The organism is Streptomyces albiflavescens (assembly GCF_014645835.1).
Lineage (GTDB): Bacteria > Actinomycetota > Actinomycetes > Streptomycetales > Streptomycetaceae > Streptomyces > Streptomyces albiflavescens.
The window spans coordinates 1-16,220 of sequence record NZ_BMMM01000035.1; the positions used below are offsets into that span (position 1 = coordinate 1).

The following is a 16,220-nucleotide window of genomic DNA, read 5'->3' on the forward strand; positions in this document are numbered from 1 at the left end:
CCTGCCCCGAACATCCACCACCAGCCCAAACCCAAGAACCAGAGCAACCTAACGGAGTCCTACTAGATGTGGATGAGGATCTGCCGTAGGGGATGTCCGAGCGCGTCCGTGAGGGAGGCCAGTTCCTCGTCGGTCAGCCATGCCCGGTTCGGATACAGGACCTCGATTCTGAACTGCGCGAACCCCATCGGCCAGTCGTACACCAGCTCGTTGAGCGACGTCTGGGCGTGACAACAGGGAACGGTCACCATGAGCGTTGAAAAGCCTTCGCTGTAGCGCTCCGAGACGGCCTCCCCCCACCAGCCGGGTGTGAACTGCGCACCGCAGTGCGGGCAGGAGATCTTCTCGAGGTTGGCGCCGCAGAAGACCACCTCGACGCTGTCGTGCCACGTGGCTTCCAGGCCACGGCGGGCGTCGTCGTCGGGAAGCATCCTGGACAGCACGGCCGCGGCACGATCCGCCGCATCCTTACTGGGCCGCCAGTACGGATCGGTCGGAATCACCGTCAGGTAGTTGTCGCTCATCGCCCGCCTCCCCGTGCCCGCCAGGGGTCGCTCCTCCTCCACCGACCCGGCGAACCTATCCCGTCGCCAGCAACAGCACGAGGCCGTCGCGCTCCAGCCTGCGCACGGTGAGGGTGAGCATGCTCTGGGAGATGCCGTCGGTGGCGCGCTGCAGTTCGCGGAACCGACGCGGACCCCGCCCGTGCGGCGTTCAGCTCACGACACCGCGGACAGAGCCGGGGCTCTGCCCGCGATTGACTGTCGAGGCGGTCTCGCGGCCCTGGCCAGGAGCCGGTGCGAGCTCAACGGCCATTCAGAAGCCGGGCTTCACGGTCCCAGAGGCCGTCACCGGAGCCGGACGTGTCAGAGGTGAAAACCCCACCAGACGAACCGGGTGGAGTTGATGCCGTACTTGTCCACCACGCTGTAGGGGCTGGTGTAGACGCCGTCACCGCTGTCCGAGGTGCGGAGGTAATTCCCGTTCTGGTTCTGGATGTGGTCGTTGTCGGCGGTCCAGAACTGTCCGGAGCGGCCGCCTCCGCAGGGGGCCGCGTAGACGTCGTTCGTTTCAGCTCCGACGTCCGTCGTGAGGCAGTCACCGTTGGCGTTGCTCACCAGTCGGCGCATCGTGTGTCCCTGCCACTGGTTCGACTCCGAGCCCCAGTGCCAGAGCGTACCGCCGTTTCCCGAACAGCTGTACTGCACCCAGATGTTGCTGCTCGCGGTCGACGAGGTGAGACAGGGCTGCCCGAAGTCGTTGTTGTACATCCAGTCGGTCGTCGCCGCGGAGGCGGGTGACAGAGTGCCGGCGATGGTCAGCATGAAGGTGGCGAGTCCCGTGGACAGGGCCAGCCTCAGCGAGGCTCTTCGAGATGTCATGATCGCGAGAATCGAGGGAGCCTGCGAACTCCCGGTGAATCAATCGTGAACTGGTCATGCCAATCTCCGGCATCCGGGGAACGCGCACTGCGGGAGCCTCCATGGTCGCGCAGCTGGGCCGTCAGTTCCCGCGGGCGCAACAGAAGAGGCCCCTGGCCGGCGGTGACGCCGGCCAGGGGCCTCTTGAGGGGATCAGCCGGTTGTCAGCCGTCGGACTCCGACGACGGGATGTAGGCGCCCGGCACGTCCTGCGGTGCGTAGATCTTGTTCTCGCCGGGGTAGGGCTTCGTCCAGCCGTGCGTCTGATACCACGTGAAGTGGTTCATCTGCGCGGGGTTCGCGAAGTCGGGCACGGCGTTCGGGCCGGTCAGCCGCTGCTTGGACTTCCAGGCATCCCACTTCGCCGCGAGTGCCTGCTTGTCCGCAGGCACCTTGGCCGACGGCACTGCCGCCGCGGTGGGGTCCTGCGGCGCCGGCGTGTCCACCCCGCAGGAGGGCGGGGTCTTGAGGCCATCGGTCAGCGAGGTCCGGTTGGGCAGCGCCGTGAACGGCGTGTAGTTGGGGTGCTGGGTGAACGCCCCGCGCATCGGGCTGGCCGCGCTGTCCTTCTGGTTCATCGGGTGGATCCCGAGGATCTGCTCGATGGTCCGTATCATCGTGATCTGCGAGTAGTAGTGGCTGTCGACGGTGGAGTGCTGGGCCCAGGGGCTGATGATCTGGATCGGGGCACGGTGGCCGTCGACGTGGTCGAGGCCGGCCTGGGAGTCGTCCTCGACAACGAAGATCGCCGAGTCCTTCCAGTACTTGCTGTGCGAGATCTCGTCAACGATCCTGCCGGTGGCGAGGTCGTTGTCGGCGACCTGGGCGGCCGCGTTCGCCGGGCCACCGGTGTGGTCGCTGGAGAGCCAGAACATGTTCAGGTTCGCCGGCCCGTTCTTCTCGAAGTCACGCTTCCAGATCTGCTCCCGGTAGATGTCCGGGACGCTGGTGTCGAACTTCGCAAAGCCGTGCACCGACACGTCGTTGAGCGAGGGGATCGGCGAGGACGAGTTCAGGGTGTAGGCGGTGTCCTGCCCGGTCGACTCCATGTTCTTGGAGTCGCAGTACAGGTTCTGCCAGCTCGCATCCGACGGCTTGGTCAAAAACTGCTGGAACTCGCCGAAGTCGCGCACGGACTTGCCCGCGGCCTGCGCGCCGGTCCAGATGAAGCCGGTCCGCTGGTGGCCCAGCGCATCGTCCTCGGTGTCGTAGCTGCGCGCGTACTCGCCGGCCGAGGACTCGGTGTACTCCGGGTCGTCGGCCTGCATCAGCCAGTTGTGGCCCTCGGCGGAGTTCGTACCGATGTCGTAGGTGTTGTCGTACAGCCCGAACTGCTTCGCCAGCGCGTGCTGGTTCGGCGTCACGTTCTCGCCGAACTGCGTCAGCGACGGGTCGCCGTTGCCCTGGGGGACGTCACCGAAGACCTGGTCGTAGGTCCGGTTCTCCTTGACGATCAGGAAGACGTGCTTGATCGTCGAGGGGTCGCCGAGCCGCTGCGGGACCGCCACCGGCTTCGTCTCGCTCTTGCCCTGGGACAGCTCGACCGAGCCGCTGGTCCAGCCGTTCTGCTTGAAGACCTTGGCCGTCTGGGACCTGATGACGCTGTCGTCCGGCAGCGTGAACCGCTGCACGCTGGAGGTCGTGTCGTGGGTGCCGTGCCCGGCGCTGCTGGTGGGGCGGCGGGCGTCGATACCACGGGTGTTGGAGACCACGACCTGCTTGCCGACGGCTGCGATCTCCGCGGGGAAGTAGTCCGTGGGGAGCAGGCCGACGTAACTGACCGGCTCCTGCGCGCTCTTGTACCGGTAGACGGCGACAGCGTTGGCGCGGCCGAGCGTCACCAGCAGGTGACCGTCGTCGGTGAGCGTCACCGCGTCGGGCTCGTAGCCCACCGACGCCTCCGGCCACGGCTGCGTGGCGATGGTCTGCACGACCTTGTTGCTGGCGGTGTTGATGACCGACACGTCGTTGGTGGCGGTGTTGGTGACGAACAGCGCCCCCTTCTTCGCGTACAGGGCGGTCGGGTGCAGACCGACGTCGATGCTCGTGACAGCGGCAGCCGGGTTTGCCAGGTCGATGACGCTGACCGTGCCGGTGGTGGTGGCGGCGGTCTTCGGGTCGGCCGGCACCTGGGTGCCGTAGGAGTTGATGGTGGTGTCGCCGGCCTTCGCCGGACGCCCGCCCTCGTTGCTGACGTAGAGCTTGTCGCCGACCTTGACCATGTCGCGCGGCGCGTTGCCCACGGCCCAGCTCTGCTGGATGGCCCCGGTCGCCGCGTTGAGGGCGACGACCCGGTTCTGGCCGTTGACCGCGGAGTAGACGGTGGAGCCGTCGGGGGAGAACACCGGCTCGCCCACCAGCGCGTGCTTGGCCCCGTCCGCCGGGATGTTGACGGACGTCGGGTTGGCGACGCTGCCGTCCGGGTTCACGGTGAACTTGGTGTAGCCGTCGGTCTGGCCCAGCCACAGCTGCGAGCCGTCGGGGGAGTAGGTGGGGCCTTCCTGGCCCACGCTGTTGCTGCTGATGCGCGGGCTCGACGACGCGGCGTTGCTGACGAGCTGCTGCACCTTCCAGTTGTTCAGGTCCACGATGGCCAGCGCCGCCCCGCCGTCGGTGACCGAGGCCGCGAGGTGGGCGCCGTCCGGGCTGACCGTGGACGACATGATCTTGCCGTTGTTGACGACGAGGCGGTCGCCGTACGGGGCGATGTACTGGTCGCTGGAGATGACCTGGCCCTGATCGGTGATCTGGCCGACCTGGTCGGTGCCGAACTGGTGTGTCTGGGCGAAAGCGGCACCGGCGGCGACGAGGGCGAGAGCGGTGGTGCCTGCGGTCACCAGGGGGATTCGGCCCTGGATGCGTCTGCTGAGAAGGCCGGAACGGTTCTTCCCGACACGCCGGCGGCGTGTTACCTGCATTGAGTTATCCCTTCGAGGCGGCGAGCAGTTCGACGTTGCCGTCGAACTGCCACAGCGGGTTCGGTGCGTCCCCGGCCGGGGTGCGGACCAGGAAGTAGCCGTTCACTTCCTTCGGTCCGTCGCCATCGGCCATGAAACGACCGTCTGGGGTGACGTCGAGCTGGTAGATGGCCCTCCCTGTGGCCTCGACGCCGGGCAGATGCCAGGAGACGACGCACCGCCAGTCGTTGCCCGGCCCCTCGGCGGCGACCCTGACGCTGCCCTTGTCGCACGTCGCCGTGGCCTTCAGTTGCGTTTCGGTGACGGCGGGGCGGTTGAGCTGCTGGGTCTGCAGCCGGTAGAGGTGGGCGAATGCCGTGGCGAGCGAGCGCTGCACTTTGTCCTGCTCGATTCCGGAGCCCGTGGCCCCGGTCGTCGTGGCGACGACCCCGACCGTCACGGCGACCAGCCCGGCCAGCGGCAGGACTCCGGCGGTGACCGCGCGGCGCCCCGCACCGTCGTAGGTCAGGTTGGTGAAGTCACGCCGCACGAAAAGTACGTAGGCCAGCACTGTCGCGGTCACGGCCCACAACAGGCTGACCACGATGCCGATCAGGAGCGGGCCGAGCTGTGCCGGGCTGGTGAACAGACCGTTCCAGGCGATGAAGGCGTAGCTGGGCAGGGCGAGGCGCACGGCGGCGGGCAGCGGCATCATCTGGGCGAGCTGCATCGCGAGCGCCACGAGCGCGGGCAGTAGCAGTCCCATCGGGGAGCGCCCCAGCGTGACGGACCCGAGCAGTCCGATCCCGGCGAGGGCCAGGGTCGGCGCGAGGACGCAGACCCAGGCGAGCAGGACCTTGACCGCGGCGTCCGCCGGCGCCAGCAGGTGGCCGTCGAGGCCGACCAGCGGCTGGTCGCCGACCGCCACGACCCCGCCGGCCGTGCTGGAACAGGCCAGCCCGGCCACGAGCAGCAGGATGACGGTGAGGCTGGCCAGTGCCTTGGCCACGAAGATCCGCCGAGGCGAGCGGACGGCCACGAGCAGGTGGCGCCAGGTGCCGAGCCGGTCCTCACAGGCGAACACGTCACCGGCGACCACCGAGGTCAGCAGCGGGAGCGCCCAGGTGCCCGCGAAACCGAGCATCACCAGCGGTCCGGCCCACCCCGTGGCATGCATCCAGCGGCCGAAGAGGGTGTCGGAGGGGAGCGTGCTCTGTCGGCTCACCGCGGCGACGAAGAGCGCCGGCGCGATCCAGCAGGCCAGGACCAGCAAGCGGATCCGCCATTGCGAGACCAGCTTGACCAGCTCGAAGCGGTAGCCGCGCGGAACCGAGACGGGGCGGGCGGCGGCAACGTTGTCGACGGTGACGGTCGCGGTCATCGGCCGGCCTCCTGTTGCTCGGTCAGGGCGAGGAACGCGGCCTCCAGCGGCGACACCACGGGTGCGAGCTCGCGCAACGCGACGCCCGCACGCACGAGTTGCACCACCAGGTCGTCGAGGGCGGGCACCAGCGCGCGCACGACGAGCACCTCGGCGTCGTGCTGTGTCCCGGCGTCGTCGACGATGCGGATGCCGGCCGTGTCGGCAGCCAGCCGACGGGCGGCCTGCGGGTCTGAGGTCAGCAGCCGGTAGTCGAGTTCACGGTTTTCGGCAGCCAGCTTGCTCAGCGGGCCGGAGAAGACGACCCGTCCGGTGGCGATGATGGTGACCTCGGAGCACAGTGCCTGGAGGTCGTCCATGCGGTGGCTGGAGAGCACGACGCTGGTCCCGTCCGCCGCGAGCCGGGTGAGAACACCGTGTACGTGCTTTTTGCCCGCCGGGTCAAGGCCGTTGGAGGGTTCGTCGAGCACGAGCAGCCGGGGCTGGGTGAGCAGCGCGGCGGCGAGTCCGAGCCGCTGACGCATGCCGAGGGAAAAGCCGCGGGCCCGGTCGTCGGCGACATCGGTGAGTCCGACCTGGTCGAGCACGTCGTCGATCCCCGCTGTCCGCGTGTCGCGGCCGCGCAGAGCGGCCAGCGCGGCGAGGTTCTGCCGGGCGGTGAGCGAGGGGTAGAGACCGGGCCCGTCCACGAAGCCGGCGACACCGTCGGGAGCGGCCAGGGCCCGACCGACCGGCGTACCCAGGATCTCGAGGCGGCCGCTGTCGGCAGCAGCCAGGCCCAGCAGGAGGCCGAGCAAGGTCGTCTTGCCGGCGCCGTTCGGCCCGACCAAGCCGTGGATCTGCCCCTGCGTCACATCCAGATCGATGCCGTCGAGTGCGACCACGTTGCCGAAACACTTGGTGATCCCTCGAGCCCGGATCGCGCGGAGTTGGTCCATGAGTCCCTTCCTTGGAAACCTTCAGGGACCTTAGGGACGGCACACAACGCAGGCACAGACGGCTGGTTGAACGTGCGTGGAACGGATCGTCAAAGCGTCGGCAAATCCGTGTGCGCAAAGTAGCCAGCATCGAGCCAGACTTGGGCAACCACCGAGTCCGTGCGAAGTACCGTCCTCAAAGGCACCGAGTCCGTACGAACTACCGTGGCGCAATTCGGTGCGCCACCGGTACGAAGCGCGCCACCGGTACGAAGCGCGCCCGCGGCGCGCCGCAGGCACTGCAACAGCGCCCAAGGCGGCCCCGGATCGGCGACACCCCTGATGTCCAGCCGCGCGTGCATACCTACCGCGAAATCGGCCCGCAGACGCACAGCAGACCGCGCCGCCCTCGCGCCTCTCGTGCGGTGCGCCGCGCGGGAGGCAGAGCGTGCGGGGCCAGCATCGCCGCCGCTACCGGCAAGCCCCCGAGCCGGACCACTCCGGGGCTTCTGCCCGCCGACACGCACCGCCCCGCCCACACCGTGGCCGGTGATCACGTCCTCTGACCCGGAATCCCAGACCGGCCGGTACCGGCGGGCGCCCAGGAGCCGAACCATCGTCGGCCACGACTCCCGCCCGCTGTCAGAGCGTTGAGACCTTCACTGTCTTGGCGTACGGAGCGCCTTCCAGATTGCTCAACTGCGTCGTGACCTGCGCAGGGTCGCCCTTGCCGAACGGCAGGCTGTCCTTCGGCAGCAGCACGGGCACCGTAACCCGCACATCATGCTTGTTCGCGTCGCAGGTCAGCGCGGAGTGCTGGACCGTGGCCACCCCTCTGGGACTGCGGACATTCGAGTCCCGCTCGTCGGCCAATCGCCACATGACATCCACGGCCAGCTTGTCCCCGACCGGATCGCAGGAGTACGTGACGTCGACCGCGATGGCCTTGTCCGGGGCAAGCGCGACGTTGCCTATGGCCACGGTGTTGTCCTTGCCGAAGATGGTGGAGCCGTCTCCGGCCATGGCCGGAGCAGCCGTGGCCACGGCCCCCGCACCGACCGCAAGGACCACCAGGGCAGTAGCGGCGAGGCGTTGACGCAGACGTGAGGACTGCATGCAGAATCTCCCTTTCCAGGTAGCAGGTTGAGGCAAATGCGCCCGAATCATCACACCGGCCTCTCTCACGCTGCTCTCGGTCCGGGCTCCGCCGAGAGGTCTGTCACCCTGGGCCTGGCCTTGCGGAGTCCCCGTCTGCCTCACCCCTCCGGCGCGGTGTCCGACACGCGCGAAGAGCAACGCGGAAAGCAGCCGGAGCCGGCCTCCAGCTCGCCTGAACCCGACCCCCGTAGCCGGGCGTTACGCAACCGCGCCGGGGCGACTGCCCAAGGCATGTCCCGTCGGTGCAGGGGGGATTCAGGCGGTGTCGGTGGTGGCATGCCGGCTGCGTCGTAGGAGCTGCGGCAGCGTCACCTCGTCACCGGGGTACGGAAGCTACCGCTGTAGGCATCCGTGCGGTTCTGCGGAGTACCGGAGTTGGCCCGTGTCAGCACGGCCCGTACCCCCTGGCCGGCGACCGTCAGGCCCTGGTAGTCGCCGAGGAAGTAGCCCCCGGCGTACGGCGCCTGCAGCCAGTCGAAGACCGGCGAGATCCGGCGCTCGGACAGCAACCGCGTCTCACCGTGCGGCAGAGTGGCAAGCTGGTAGGCGGTGGGCAGGGTGGTGGTGTTGCCCGGCTTGAGGAACCGCAGGTCGTAGTAGGTGAGCGCGACCGTGCCCCGCCCGTCGACGGCGATCGACGGGGAGAACGCCGGCACGCCCTTCGGGCTGATCCGCTTCGGTGTCCTGCTCCAGGTGTGTCCGCCGTCGGTGGAGCGCACCAGCTGGACGGAGTTGTACGCGCCGCCGGAGAAGTCCGAGCCTTCGTAGGCCACATACAGCGTGCCGCTCTTCGGATCGATGGCCGGGCTGGGCAGGGTGGCCGCGGCACGCAGCAACTTGGCGGGGTCGTTCGGATCGACCTCCGGTACGGCCGTGTCGCGGGCCACGGTGACCGGAGCGCTCCAGGTCTCACCGGCGTCGGTCGAGGTCACCACGGCGTAGTGGGCGTCGATGACGGTGTTCAGGTCCTCGGAGTATGTGATCCAGTCGAAGAAGTCGTACAGGGTGCCGCTGTGCCGGTCGACAACGATCACATGGCCGATGGTCTGCGAGTTGGGCACGGCACTGGTGTCGACGAACGGCCGGGCCTCGCTCCACGTACGGCCGCCGTCGCGGGTGAGGGAGATGTAGCCCGGGCCGTCGAAGCCGTTCGGGCCGGGAGGGTCGTTGTCGAGGCGGTCCCAGACCTGGTAGGCGGTGCCCTTGCGGGTCGGGTCGGCGGTGATCGAGGGCTTGTCGTTGAAGAACGGCTGCTCGTCGACGTGCGTGGTGGTGAGGTTCTCCCAGGTGCGGCCGCCGTCGCGGGACGTGACCGTCAACAGAGCGCTGCGCGTGCTCTTGGTGAAGTCGACGCCCTCTCCACTGGCATAGACGGTGCCGTCCGGTCCGGTGCTCACCCACGGGTCGGAGGCCCGCTCGTAGTCCGCGCCGCCCGGGGCGCAGGAGCTGAAGGGCAGCGTGCTCTCGTGGAAAGCGTGGCCGTCCCTGGTCCAACTGGCCACCAGCCCACGGGCAGCGCCGTCGGACCAGCGGTCCTGCTGGAACACGGTGACCACGCGTTTGGGGTTGCGCGGATCGACGGAGAGGTACGGCTCGACCTCGGTGCCCGGATAGACGACGCTGTCGGGCGACCTCGCGCCGATGGTGCAGTCCGCGTAGGGGTCACCGAAGGACACCTTGTCCAGTGGCCGGCCGCCGGAGCCGCGGTCGGCCGCGGCAGGAGCCGCTCCGGTGACCGTGGTGAGCACAAGCGCAGCGGCGGCGACGGCGGTCAGGGACGGGCGGACGCGCATCAAGGATCTCCTCTGGGCCTCGGCGGCCGCATCAGGCACCGCCTGCATCGGGGCTGCGTGGGGCGCAGAGTCATACCGGAACGCAGGGGAAGACGACTCCGCTCGATCCTTTTCGGCGTCGTGGCCGGTGCCCTTGATGGGCCGGACGACGGAGTCCTCCCCGCCGCCGCGGGGGACCCCGGACGGCCCGCGCATCGGATGATGCGCGGGCCGTGGCGAACGTTGCCTGTCGCGGCACTGATATGTGGGGCCGATCTGTCAAGGGGCAGCCTTCAGCGGCGTCCGGGATACGGGTCTCGGGCGCCGCTTGTGTGCCTGGGGCCGGTCGGTGCCTGGTGGCGCGCGTGTCGGTCTCGACGCGTGGTCGATGCTGATATACGCGGGTTGGTTACCGCAGGACGGGCTGTTCGGCGGGAGCGTTTCCGCAGGTCTAGAGATCGAGCGTGGCGGCTGTCACCGCTGCTCATAGTGCCGTCGCGGGTCGCTCCTCACGCTGCCGCCACCAGGTCACCGGCCGGCCGGTCTGTGGGCCCGTCTCAGTCGGGCAGGGTGGCCAGCGACCAGCACCAGCCGGCCAGCTCGCGGGCGATGGCCACGTTCGCGACCACCGGCCGCTTGTGGCGGGCGATGAAGGTCTTCCAGCGCTGGTTGAGCCGCTGATTGCCCAGGTGTCCGCGGGCGCGCGCTGCGGCCGGTGCGCGCTCCCTGCCATCCCTGCTCGGCTGCGGCGAGCTCGGCCTGAATGCGATCGGCCTCCTCACGAAGTTCGTCGACTCGACGGCGAGCGGCGAGCTCGTGCTGTTCCAGCAGTCCGACCACCGACGGCATTCGCGACCTCCCGGGAAACGACGACCCGACAGGCCACCACTGCCACCGCAGCACCCCTCTCATCCCCAACCAGCGGAAACCTGGCGATCACGCCCGGAAAGGCAGCAGCTTCCTCAGGCCCTCGGGTGCCGGTGCTGCGCGGTCAGCGGAGCTGCCGACATACGTGCCACGCGGCATAGACACGGATCGTCGGGCAAGGCTGCAATCCCTGACCGTGAGCGGCGGGTTTCTGCTGCTCACAGGATGGGCGGCTTTCGGTACGACCCGCTGCGTTCATGAGGCGATCAACGCGGTGCTCAGCGAGCTGAGGACTCGGGGGCGTCCGCTGCTGGATACACCGTCGTCGTCGCCGGTTGCGGAGGAGAGAGCACTGAGCGGAGGTGTCTGCGAGAGCTGACTCCGAGCTTGGTGAATACGTTGCCGAGGTGCCACTCCACCGTGCGTGGGCTGATGAACAGCTGGGCGGCGATCTCGGAGTTGGTCCGCCCGTCTCTGGCCAGGCCGGCGATCTGTGCCTCCTGGCCGGTGAGTTCGGCGACGGCGCCGACCGTCCGCTTGCGTACGGTTTCTCCGGTCGCCAAAAGCTCTCTGCGGGCCCGCTCGGCAAAGGCGTCGGCTCCGACCCGGCTGAACGCCTCGTAGGCGGAGCGCAGTTGAGCACGGCTTTCCTGACGGCGGTTCTGACGACGCAGCCACTCGCCGTACAACAGACGGGCGCGGAACAGCTGGACGGCGACCCGGCAGCGTCCGAGATGCTCGATCGCCTCCCGGTAGAGCGCATCGGCAGCTTCGCCGTCGCTCAGAAGCGCACGTGAGCAGGCCTCCATGCCCAGCGCCCACTCTGTTCCGCTGGTGTGGGTGCGTTCGGTGAGCTCGTCCAGCGCCGACGCGGCGGCCGCCGGCTGTCCGCTGCGGGCGGCCGCCTCGATCAGTTCGACCAGTGCCCAGCCGAAAAAGCCCAGGTCCTCGTATTGGCATGCGCGCGTCGCGGCTGCCAGGGCGTCCTCGTAGCGGCCGAGGCCGTTGTACAGCAGTGCGGTCGCGTACTCGGCCAGGCTGAGAACACGCCCCTCCCCCCGGGCGCTCACCTCTTCGATGGTGGTCTCGATGAGGTCCCGTGCCTGGGATTCCTGTCCTCGCCAGGCGGCGAGTACCAGGGACGTGTACATCATGGGTACGCCGCCCGCCGCCTCCGAGATCGCCGTCGCCTCGTCGATCAGAGCCGCCGCCGTGTCGAATTCGCCGGCGTGCACGTGGCAGTACGCCTGGTAGGTCAGTGCCATCGGGAGGACGGCGAGCGCACCCGCTTCGCGGGCGATTCCGACGGCGCCGGTCGCCAGCTCATGCCACGCGTCGTCGTCCCACAGCTCCGCGGCGAGAGGCTCGGGTGTCACCCGGAACGCCAGCCACAGCCAGCGCCTGTCCGCATCCGTCACGCCGGATCTCTGCTCCTGCCGGACGGCGCGCAGGGCACGCCTGAGAGCGTCGACGCTGGCGGCGTGGCCGTCGATGATCAGGTCGGCCATGCTGTCCAGCAGGACGTCGACCATCCGCGGAGGCGTCGACGGTGGCGGTCCGGCACGGGCGGCCTCGGCCACCTCGCGCTGCCCGGGTCCCGCGCTCAGGCGGCCGGCGAAGATCGCCGCGCCCACCGCCTCCAGCAGGGTGTCACGGGCCAGGGCGGTGTCGAGAGGCGCCAGCTGGTGTGCCGCGTCGAGCAGAAGCCGGGGCGCGTCGCTGCCGCGCAGCTGGGAGAACACCAGCCGGGCTCGCAGCCGCTCCAGCCGGGCGCGCTGCAGGTTGTCGAGCGGGCCGGCCTCCGCGGCCGCCAGCAGGTTGTGAGCATGGTCGGCCCCGCCGGCGTCGATCTCGGCCTGGGCGGCGGCCAGTGCACGGGTGATGCGGTCCGCGGGATCGGGCGTCAGCTCCGCCGCCCTCCGCAGAAACGAGGCTGCCGCGGCGGCTCCTCCCCGGCCTTGTGCCCTGCCGGCCGAGCGCTCCAGGTCGACGGCGACGCTCTCGTCGGGCTGGGTGGCGGCATGAGCGCGATGCCACGCTCTGCGATCAGGATCAAGGCGGGGATCGGTGGCTTCCGCCAGTGCTCGGTGCGCCGCCCGGCGGTCCGGCGCGGATGTCCTCTGGTAGACGGCCGAGCGCACCAGGGGGTGACGGAACCGCGCCCTGGTGCCGAACTCGACGAGTCCTGCCGCCTCGGCCGACGCTGCGGCGTCCGCCGGTATCTCCTGCAGATCGGCGGCCCGCCACAACAGATCCACGTCTCCGGTCGGCTCGGCCGCGGCGGTCAGCAGAAGCCGCCGGCTGTCCTGCGGAAGCGATCGGAACTGCTGGTGGAAGGCGGTCTCGATACAGCTCGCCACGGAGCGTCTGCCGGGGAGCCCGAAGCCGCCCGCCAGCTCAGCAGGGGCGAGCGCGTGCGTCACCTGCAGCAAGGCCAACGGGTTGCCGTGCGCCTCGGCCACGATCCGGTCCCGTACGAGCGGGTCGAGCGGCACGCGGACGGCCGAAGCCAGCAGGGCACGCGCGTCGGGCCCGCTGAGGCCCCCGACGATCAGCTCAGGCAGACCTGCCAGCTCACGATCGTCATCGGGATCCCGCAGCGCGAAGATCAAAGCCACCGGTTCGGCCATCAATCTCCTGGCGACAAACGCCAGCACCTGCAGGGACCCGTCATCGAGCCACTGTGCATCATCGACGAGGCAGGCAAGCGGCTGATCCTCGGCGGCGCCGACCAGCAGACTGAGCACAGCCAGGCCTACCAGGAACCGACGGGGCGCCTCGCCCTCCTGCAGTCCAAACGCGACGGACAACGCATCGCGCTGCGGTCCAGGCAGCTCATGAAGCCGACCCAGCATGGGCGCGCAGAGCTGGTGAATGCCCGCGAACGGAAGCTCCATCTCCGACTCGATGCCTGCGACGCCAGCGGTACGAAATCCGACGGCCCGGCCGACTGCGTAGTCCAGCAATGCGGTCTTGCCGATCCCTGCCTCACCGCGAAGGACCAGGACCGCGCTGCTGCCCGCCCGCGCTGTGGCCAGTACCCGCTCCAGCGCGGCGAGCTCCTGGCCCCGGCCCCGCAGTGCGACCTGCGTTTCGCTGGCGGGCACGCCCATGGATCGATCTCCCTGGTCCGCTGCTTGGTGCATTGCGCGGCCAATACGGTCATTTTGATCAGGTCGAGCCAGTTGGCTTTCCGGTGCGAGCCTCACGCACGACTCGACCTCGCAGGGCTCACGGCCGACCGGAGCGACCCCGGCCGACCAGGCGTGCTGCCTTCAGACACCACTTGACGCCTGCCTTGTCACTTTAGTGCGCTTTAGGTGCTTTCGGCGGCTATGCAGGTCCAGGCCCGCACGGAGCTTGGTGCGCTCCGATCACCGCTCGGCCCGCCGACGACCCTCCGCCGTTGTTTCCGGCGCGAACGCAATGCCCCCGGGTTCAGCCACGGGTCCGACCCCGGGGTTTCCACGGGGGCGAGGTACGCACGGCGATGCCACCGTGGAGGAGTCAGCGACACAGAGCCGCTGACGATGACAAGGAGACCCCCACACATGTCTGCAACACCCCAAGAGACAGCGATCCGGCCGTTCACGTTCGAGTTCCCCGAGGCGGAACTCAAGGATCTGCGCGCGCGCATTGAGGCGGCGCGGTGGCCCGAGAAGGAGACCGTTGCGGACCAGTCGCAGGGCACGCAGCTGGAGACGATGAAGGAGCTTGCGCGTTACTGGGCGTCGGAGTACGACTGGCGCAAGGTCGAGGCGAAGCTGAAGGCCCTGCCGCATTTCATCACCGAGATCGACGGCCTGGACATCCACTTCATTCACGTTCGTTCGAAGCATGAGGATGCTCTGCCGCTGATCGTGACGCACGGATGGCCCGGCTCGATCATCGAGCAGCTGAAGATCATCGAGCCGCTCACCAACCCCACCGCCCACGGTGGAAGCGCGTCGGACGCCTTCCACCTGGTGATCCCGTCGATGCCCGGCTACGGGTTCTCGGGCAAGCCCACCACGACCGGCTGGGGTCCCGAGCGCATCGCACGCGCCTGGGGAGAGCTGATGAAGCGCCTGGGCTACACGAAGTACGTGGCACAGGGCGGCGACTGGGGCGCGATCATCGCCGACTTCATGGGTGTGCAGGAGCCCGAGGGCCTGGTCGGCATCCACACCAACATGGCCGGCGTGGTTCCGCCCGCCATCGACGCTGCGCTCATCGCGGGCAACCCGCTGCCTGCGGGCCTGTCGCTCTCCGACGAGGAGAAGGCGGCGGTCGATCAGCTGGACTTCGCTTACCGGCACGTCTACTTCGCCTACCAGATGGGGTCGCGTCCGCAGTCGCTGACGGGGCTGGCGGATTCCCCCGTCGGCCTGGCGGCGTTCCTGCTCGACCACGACGCGGCCAGCCTGGCCATGATCTCCCGGTCCTTCGCCGGTGTCACCGAAGGCCTCACCCGAGACGATGTCCTGGACAACATCACGCTCTTCTGGTTGACGAACACGGCGATCTCCGCGGCTCGCCTCTACGCGGAGAACACGACCTCCTTCTTCGGCGTCAAGGGCGTCTCCCTGCCGGTCGCCGTGAGCGTCTTCCCCGACGAGATGTACCAGGCCCCGAAGAGCTGGGCGGAGCAGGCCTACCCCAACCTCGTCCACTACAACAAGACCCCCAAGGGCGGCCACTTCGCCGCGTGGGAGCAGCCGGAGCTGCTCGTTGAGGAGATTCGCGTGGGCCTCCGGTCACTTCGCTAGATGACCGCGCTCGACCGACGGCACATGCCCTCGCTCGGCGGGGCGGCCGAGTGGCTCAACTCCGAGCCGCTCGGCCGCCCCGAGCTGCGCGGCCACGTCGTCCTCGTGGACTTCTGGACGCTGACGTGCATCAACTGGCTGCGCGCGCAGCCGTACATCCGTGCGTGGTCGCAGGCCTACCGAAACGACGGGTTGGTCGTCATCGGAGGCCATACGCCGGAGTTCTCGTTCGAGCACGAGATCGACCGCGTGCGGCACGCGATGACGGAGCGAGGGATCGACTACCCGGTTGTGATCGACAACGACTACGGAGTCTGGAGCGCCTTCGACAACCACTACTGGCCGGCGCTCTACTTCGTCGACGCGGACGGCATCATCCGCGGCCACCACTTCGGCGAGGGACGCTACGAGCAATCGGAGCGCGTCATCCAGCGGCTGCTCGGTGTCGAGCGCAAGCTCGTACGCGTCGAAGGGTTCGGAGTGGAGGCGGCGGCCGACTGGGACCACCTGCGTACACCCGAGACGTATCTCGGCTACGAGCGCAGCGAGCACTTCGCGTCACCGGACGGCGCCGCGTTCGACGAACGCCGGGTCTACGCGCCCCTGGAGCGCCTGCGCTCCCATCACTGGGCCCTCGTCGGCCAGTGGACGATCGGGCGTGAGCACGTCGTGCTCAACCAGGCCGGCGGGAGCATCGCCTGCAGGTTTCATGCGCGCGACGCTCACCTCGTGCTGTCCCGGGGGACGCACGATCCGATTGCGTTCCGCGTGCTCGTGGACGGCGAGGCGCCGGGCCGGTCGCACGGCGTGGACGTCGACGAGGACGGCAACGGCCTGCTCCGGGACGGCCGTCTCTACCAACTCGTGCGCGAGCACGACACGGTCCGCGAGCGGACCATGCAGATCACGTTCCTCGAGTCCGGCGCCGAGGCGTACGCGTTCACGTTCGGGTAGCCAACAGACGGCTCGTCGATGGTGCGGGCATGTTTCACCTGTGGAGCGCTGGTCGCGCCGTCGCTGACCTCGCAGGTCAGCATCCGGTCGAGGATCAGACGTAGT

At 68.9% G+C, this 16,220-nt stretch carries 11 protein-coding genes and 1 pseudogene; 2 read left to right on the forward strand and 10 right to left on the reverse strand.

The window, feature by feature from the left end:
* Positions 1-62: 62 nt before the first annotated feature.
* From IEY95_RS47680 to IEY95_RS47725, 10 genes and pseudogenes are all read right to left on the reverse strand, one after another.
* Positions 63-524 carry a hypothetical protein gene (locus IEY95_RS47680; RefSeq protein WP_189192600.1) on the reverse strand — a complete coding sequence of 154 codons (462 nt, stop codon included), beginning with the start codon at positions 522-524 and terminating at the stop codon, positions 63-65.
* Between the two features lie 73 nt (positions 525-597).
* Positions 598-699, reverse strand: a pseudogene (locus tag IEY95_RS47685) (winged helix-turn-helix transcriptional regulator); the annotation flags it as partial.
* Positions 700-866: 167 nt separating this feature from the next.
* Complete coding sequence (locus IEY95_RS47690) at positions 867-1,382, reverse strand: DNA-directed RNA polymerase subunit beta family protein (RefSeq protein ID WP_189192601.1); 516 nt, start codon at positions 1,380-1,382, stop codon at positions 867-869.
* Positions 1,383-1,585: 203 nt separating this feature from the next.
* The gene (locus IEY95_RS47695; RefSeq protein WP_189192602.1) at positions 1,586-4,339 is read right to left on the reverse strand and encodes a bifunctional YncE/alkaline phosphatase family protein; all 2,754 of its coding nucleotides are present in this window, start codon (positions 4,337-4,339) and stop codon (positions 1,586-1,588) included.
* Between the two features lie 4 nt (positions 4,340-4,343).
* Positions 4,344-5,699 carry an ABC-2 transporter permease family protein gene (locus IEY95_RS47700; RefSeq protein WP_189192603.1) on the reverse strand — a complete coding sequence of 452 codons (1,356 nt, stop codon included), beginning with the start codon at positions 5,697-5,699 and terminating at the stop codon, positions 4,344-4,346.
* A complete protein-coding gene (locus IEY95_RS47705) occupies positions 5,696-6,637 on the reverse strand; it encodes an ABC transporter ATP-binding protein (RefSeq protein ID WP_189192604.1) in 942 nt (313 codons plus the stop codon). The genes IEY95_RS47700 and IEY95_RS47705 overlap by 4 nt, the downstream gene beginning before the upstream one ends.
* A 621-nt stretch (positions 6,638-7,258) precedes the next feature.
* Positions 7,259-7,732, reverse strand: a complete 474-nt coding sequence (locus IEY95_RS47710; RefSeq protein ID WP_189192605.1) for a hypothetical protein — start codon at positions 7,730-7,732, stop codon at positions 7,259-7,261.
* A gap of 350 nt (positions 7,733-8,082) precedes the next feature.
* Positions 8,083-9,567 carry a sialidase family protein gene (locus tag IEY95_RS47715; RefSeq protein ID WP_189192606.1) on the reverse strand — a complete coding sequence of 495 codons (1,485 nt, stop codon included), beginning with the start codon at positions 9,565-9,567 and terminating at the stop codon, positions 8,083-8,085.
* Positions 9,568-10,103: 536 nt separating this feature from the next.
* Positions 10,104-10,328 (reverse strand): hypothetical protein, encoded by a 225-nt coding sequence (locus tag IEY95_RS47720; RefSeq protein ID WP_229703853.1) that lies wholly within the window; start codon positions 10,326-10,328, stop codon positions 10,104-10,106.
* A gap of 363 nt (positions 10,329-10,691) precedes the next feature.
* Positions 10,692-13,526, reverse strand: a complete 2,835-nt coding sequence (locus IEY95_RS47725; protein ID WP_189192607.1) for an ATP-binding protein — start codon at positions 13,524-13,526, stop codon at positions 10,692-10,694.
* A 438-nt stretch (positions 13,527-13,964) separates the two neighbouring features.
* Between IEY95_RS47725 and IEY95_RS47730 the strand changes: the two genes are divergently transcribed.
* Together IEY95_RS47730 and IEY95_RS47735 are read left to right on the forward strand one after the other, a co-directional pair.
* Positions 13,965-15,161, forward strand: coding sequence for an epoxide hydrolase family protein (locus IEY95_RS47730; protein ID WP_189192608.1), 1,197 nt, complete (start codon positions 13,965-13,967; stop codon positions 15,159-15,161).
* Entirely contained in the window at positions 15,162-16,115 is a 954-nt protein-coding gene (locus IEY95_RS47735; RefSeq protein ID WP_189192609.1) for a thioredoxin family protein, read from the forward strand. It begins immediately after the preceding gene.
* Positions 16,116-16,220: the final 105 nt, after the last annotated feature.

Bases quoted from the DNA above. Each gene is read 5' to 3' on its own strand.
- IEY95_RS47735 (WP_189192609.1), top strand. From the start codon at position 15,162: ATGACCGCGCTCGACCGACGGCACATGCCCTCGCTCGGCGGGGCGGCC.
- IEY95_RS47680 (WP_189192600.1), bottom strand. From the start codon at position 524: ATGAGCGACAACTACCTGACGGTGATTCCGACCGATCCGTACTGGCGG.
- IEY95_RS47705 (WP_189192604.1), bottom strand. From the start codon at position 6,637: ATGGACCAACTCCGCGCGATCCGGGCTCGAGGGATCACCAAGTGTTTC.
- IEY95_RS47730 (WP_189192608.1), top strand. From the start codon at position 13,965: ATGTCTGCAACACCCCAAGAGACAGCGATCCGGCCGTTCACGTTCGAG.
- IEY95_RS47695 (WP_189192602.1), bottom strand. From the start codon at position 4,339: ATGCAGGTAACACGCCGCCGGCGTGTCGGGAAGAACCGTTCCGGCCTT.
- IEY95_RS47715 (WP_189192606.1), bottom strand. From the start codon at position 9,567: ATGCGCGTCCGCCCGTCCCTGACCGCCGTCGCCGCCGCTGCGCTTGTG.
- IEY95_RS47725 (WP_189192607.1), bottom strand. From the start codon at position 13,526: ATGGGCGTGCCCGCCAGCGAAACGCAGGTCGCACTGCGGGGCCGGGGC.
- IEY95_RS47690 (WP_189192601.1), bottom strand. From the start codon at position 1,382: ATGACATCTCGAAGAGCCTCGCTGAGGCTGGCCCTGTCCACGGGACTC.
- IEY95_RS47700 (WP_189192603.1), bottom strand. From the start codon at position 5,699: ATGACCGCGACCGTCACCGTCGACAACGTTGCCGCCGCCCGCCCCGTC.
- IEY95_RS47710 (WP_189192605.1), bottom strand. From the start codon at position 7,732: ATGCAGTCCTCACGTCTGCGTCAACGCCTCGCCGCTACTGCCCTGGTG.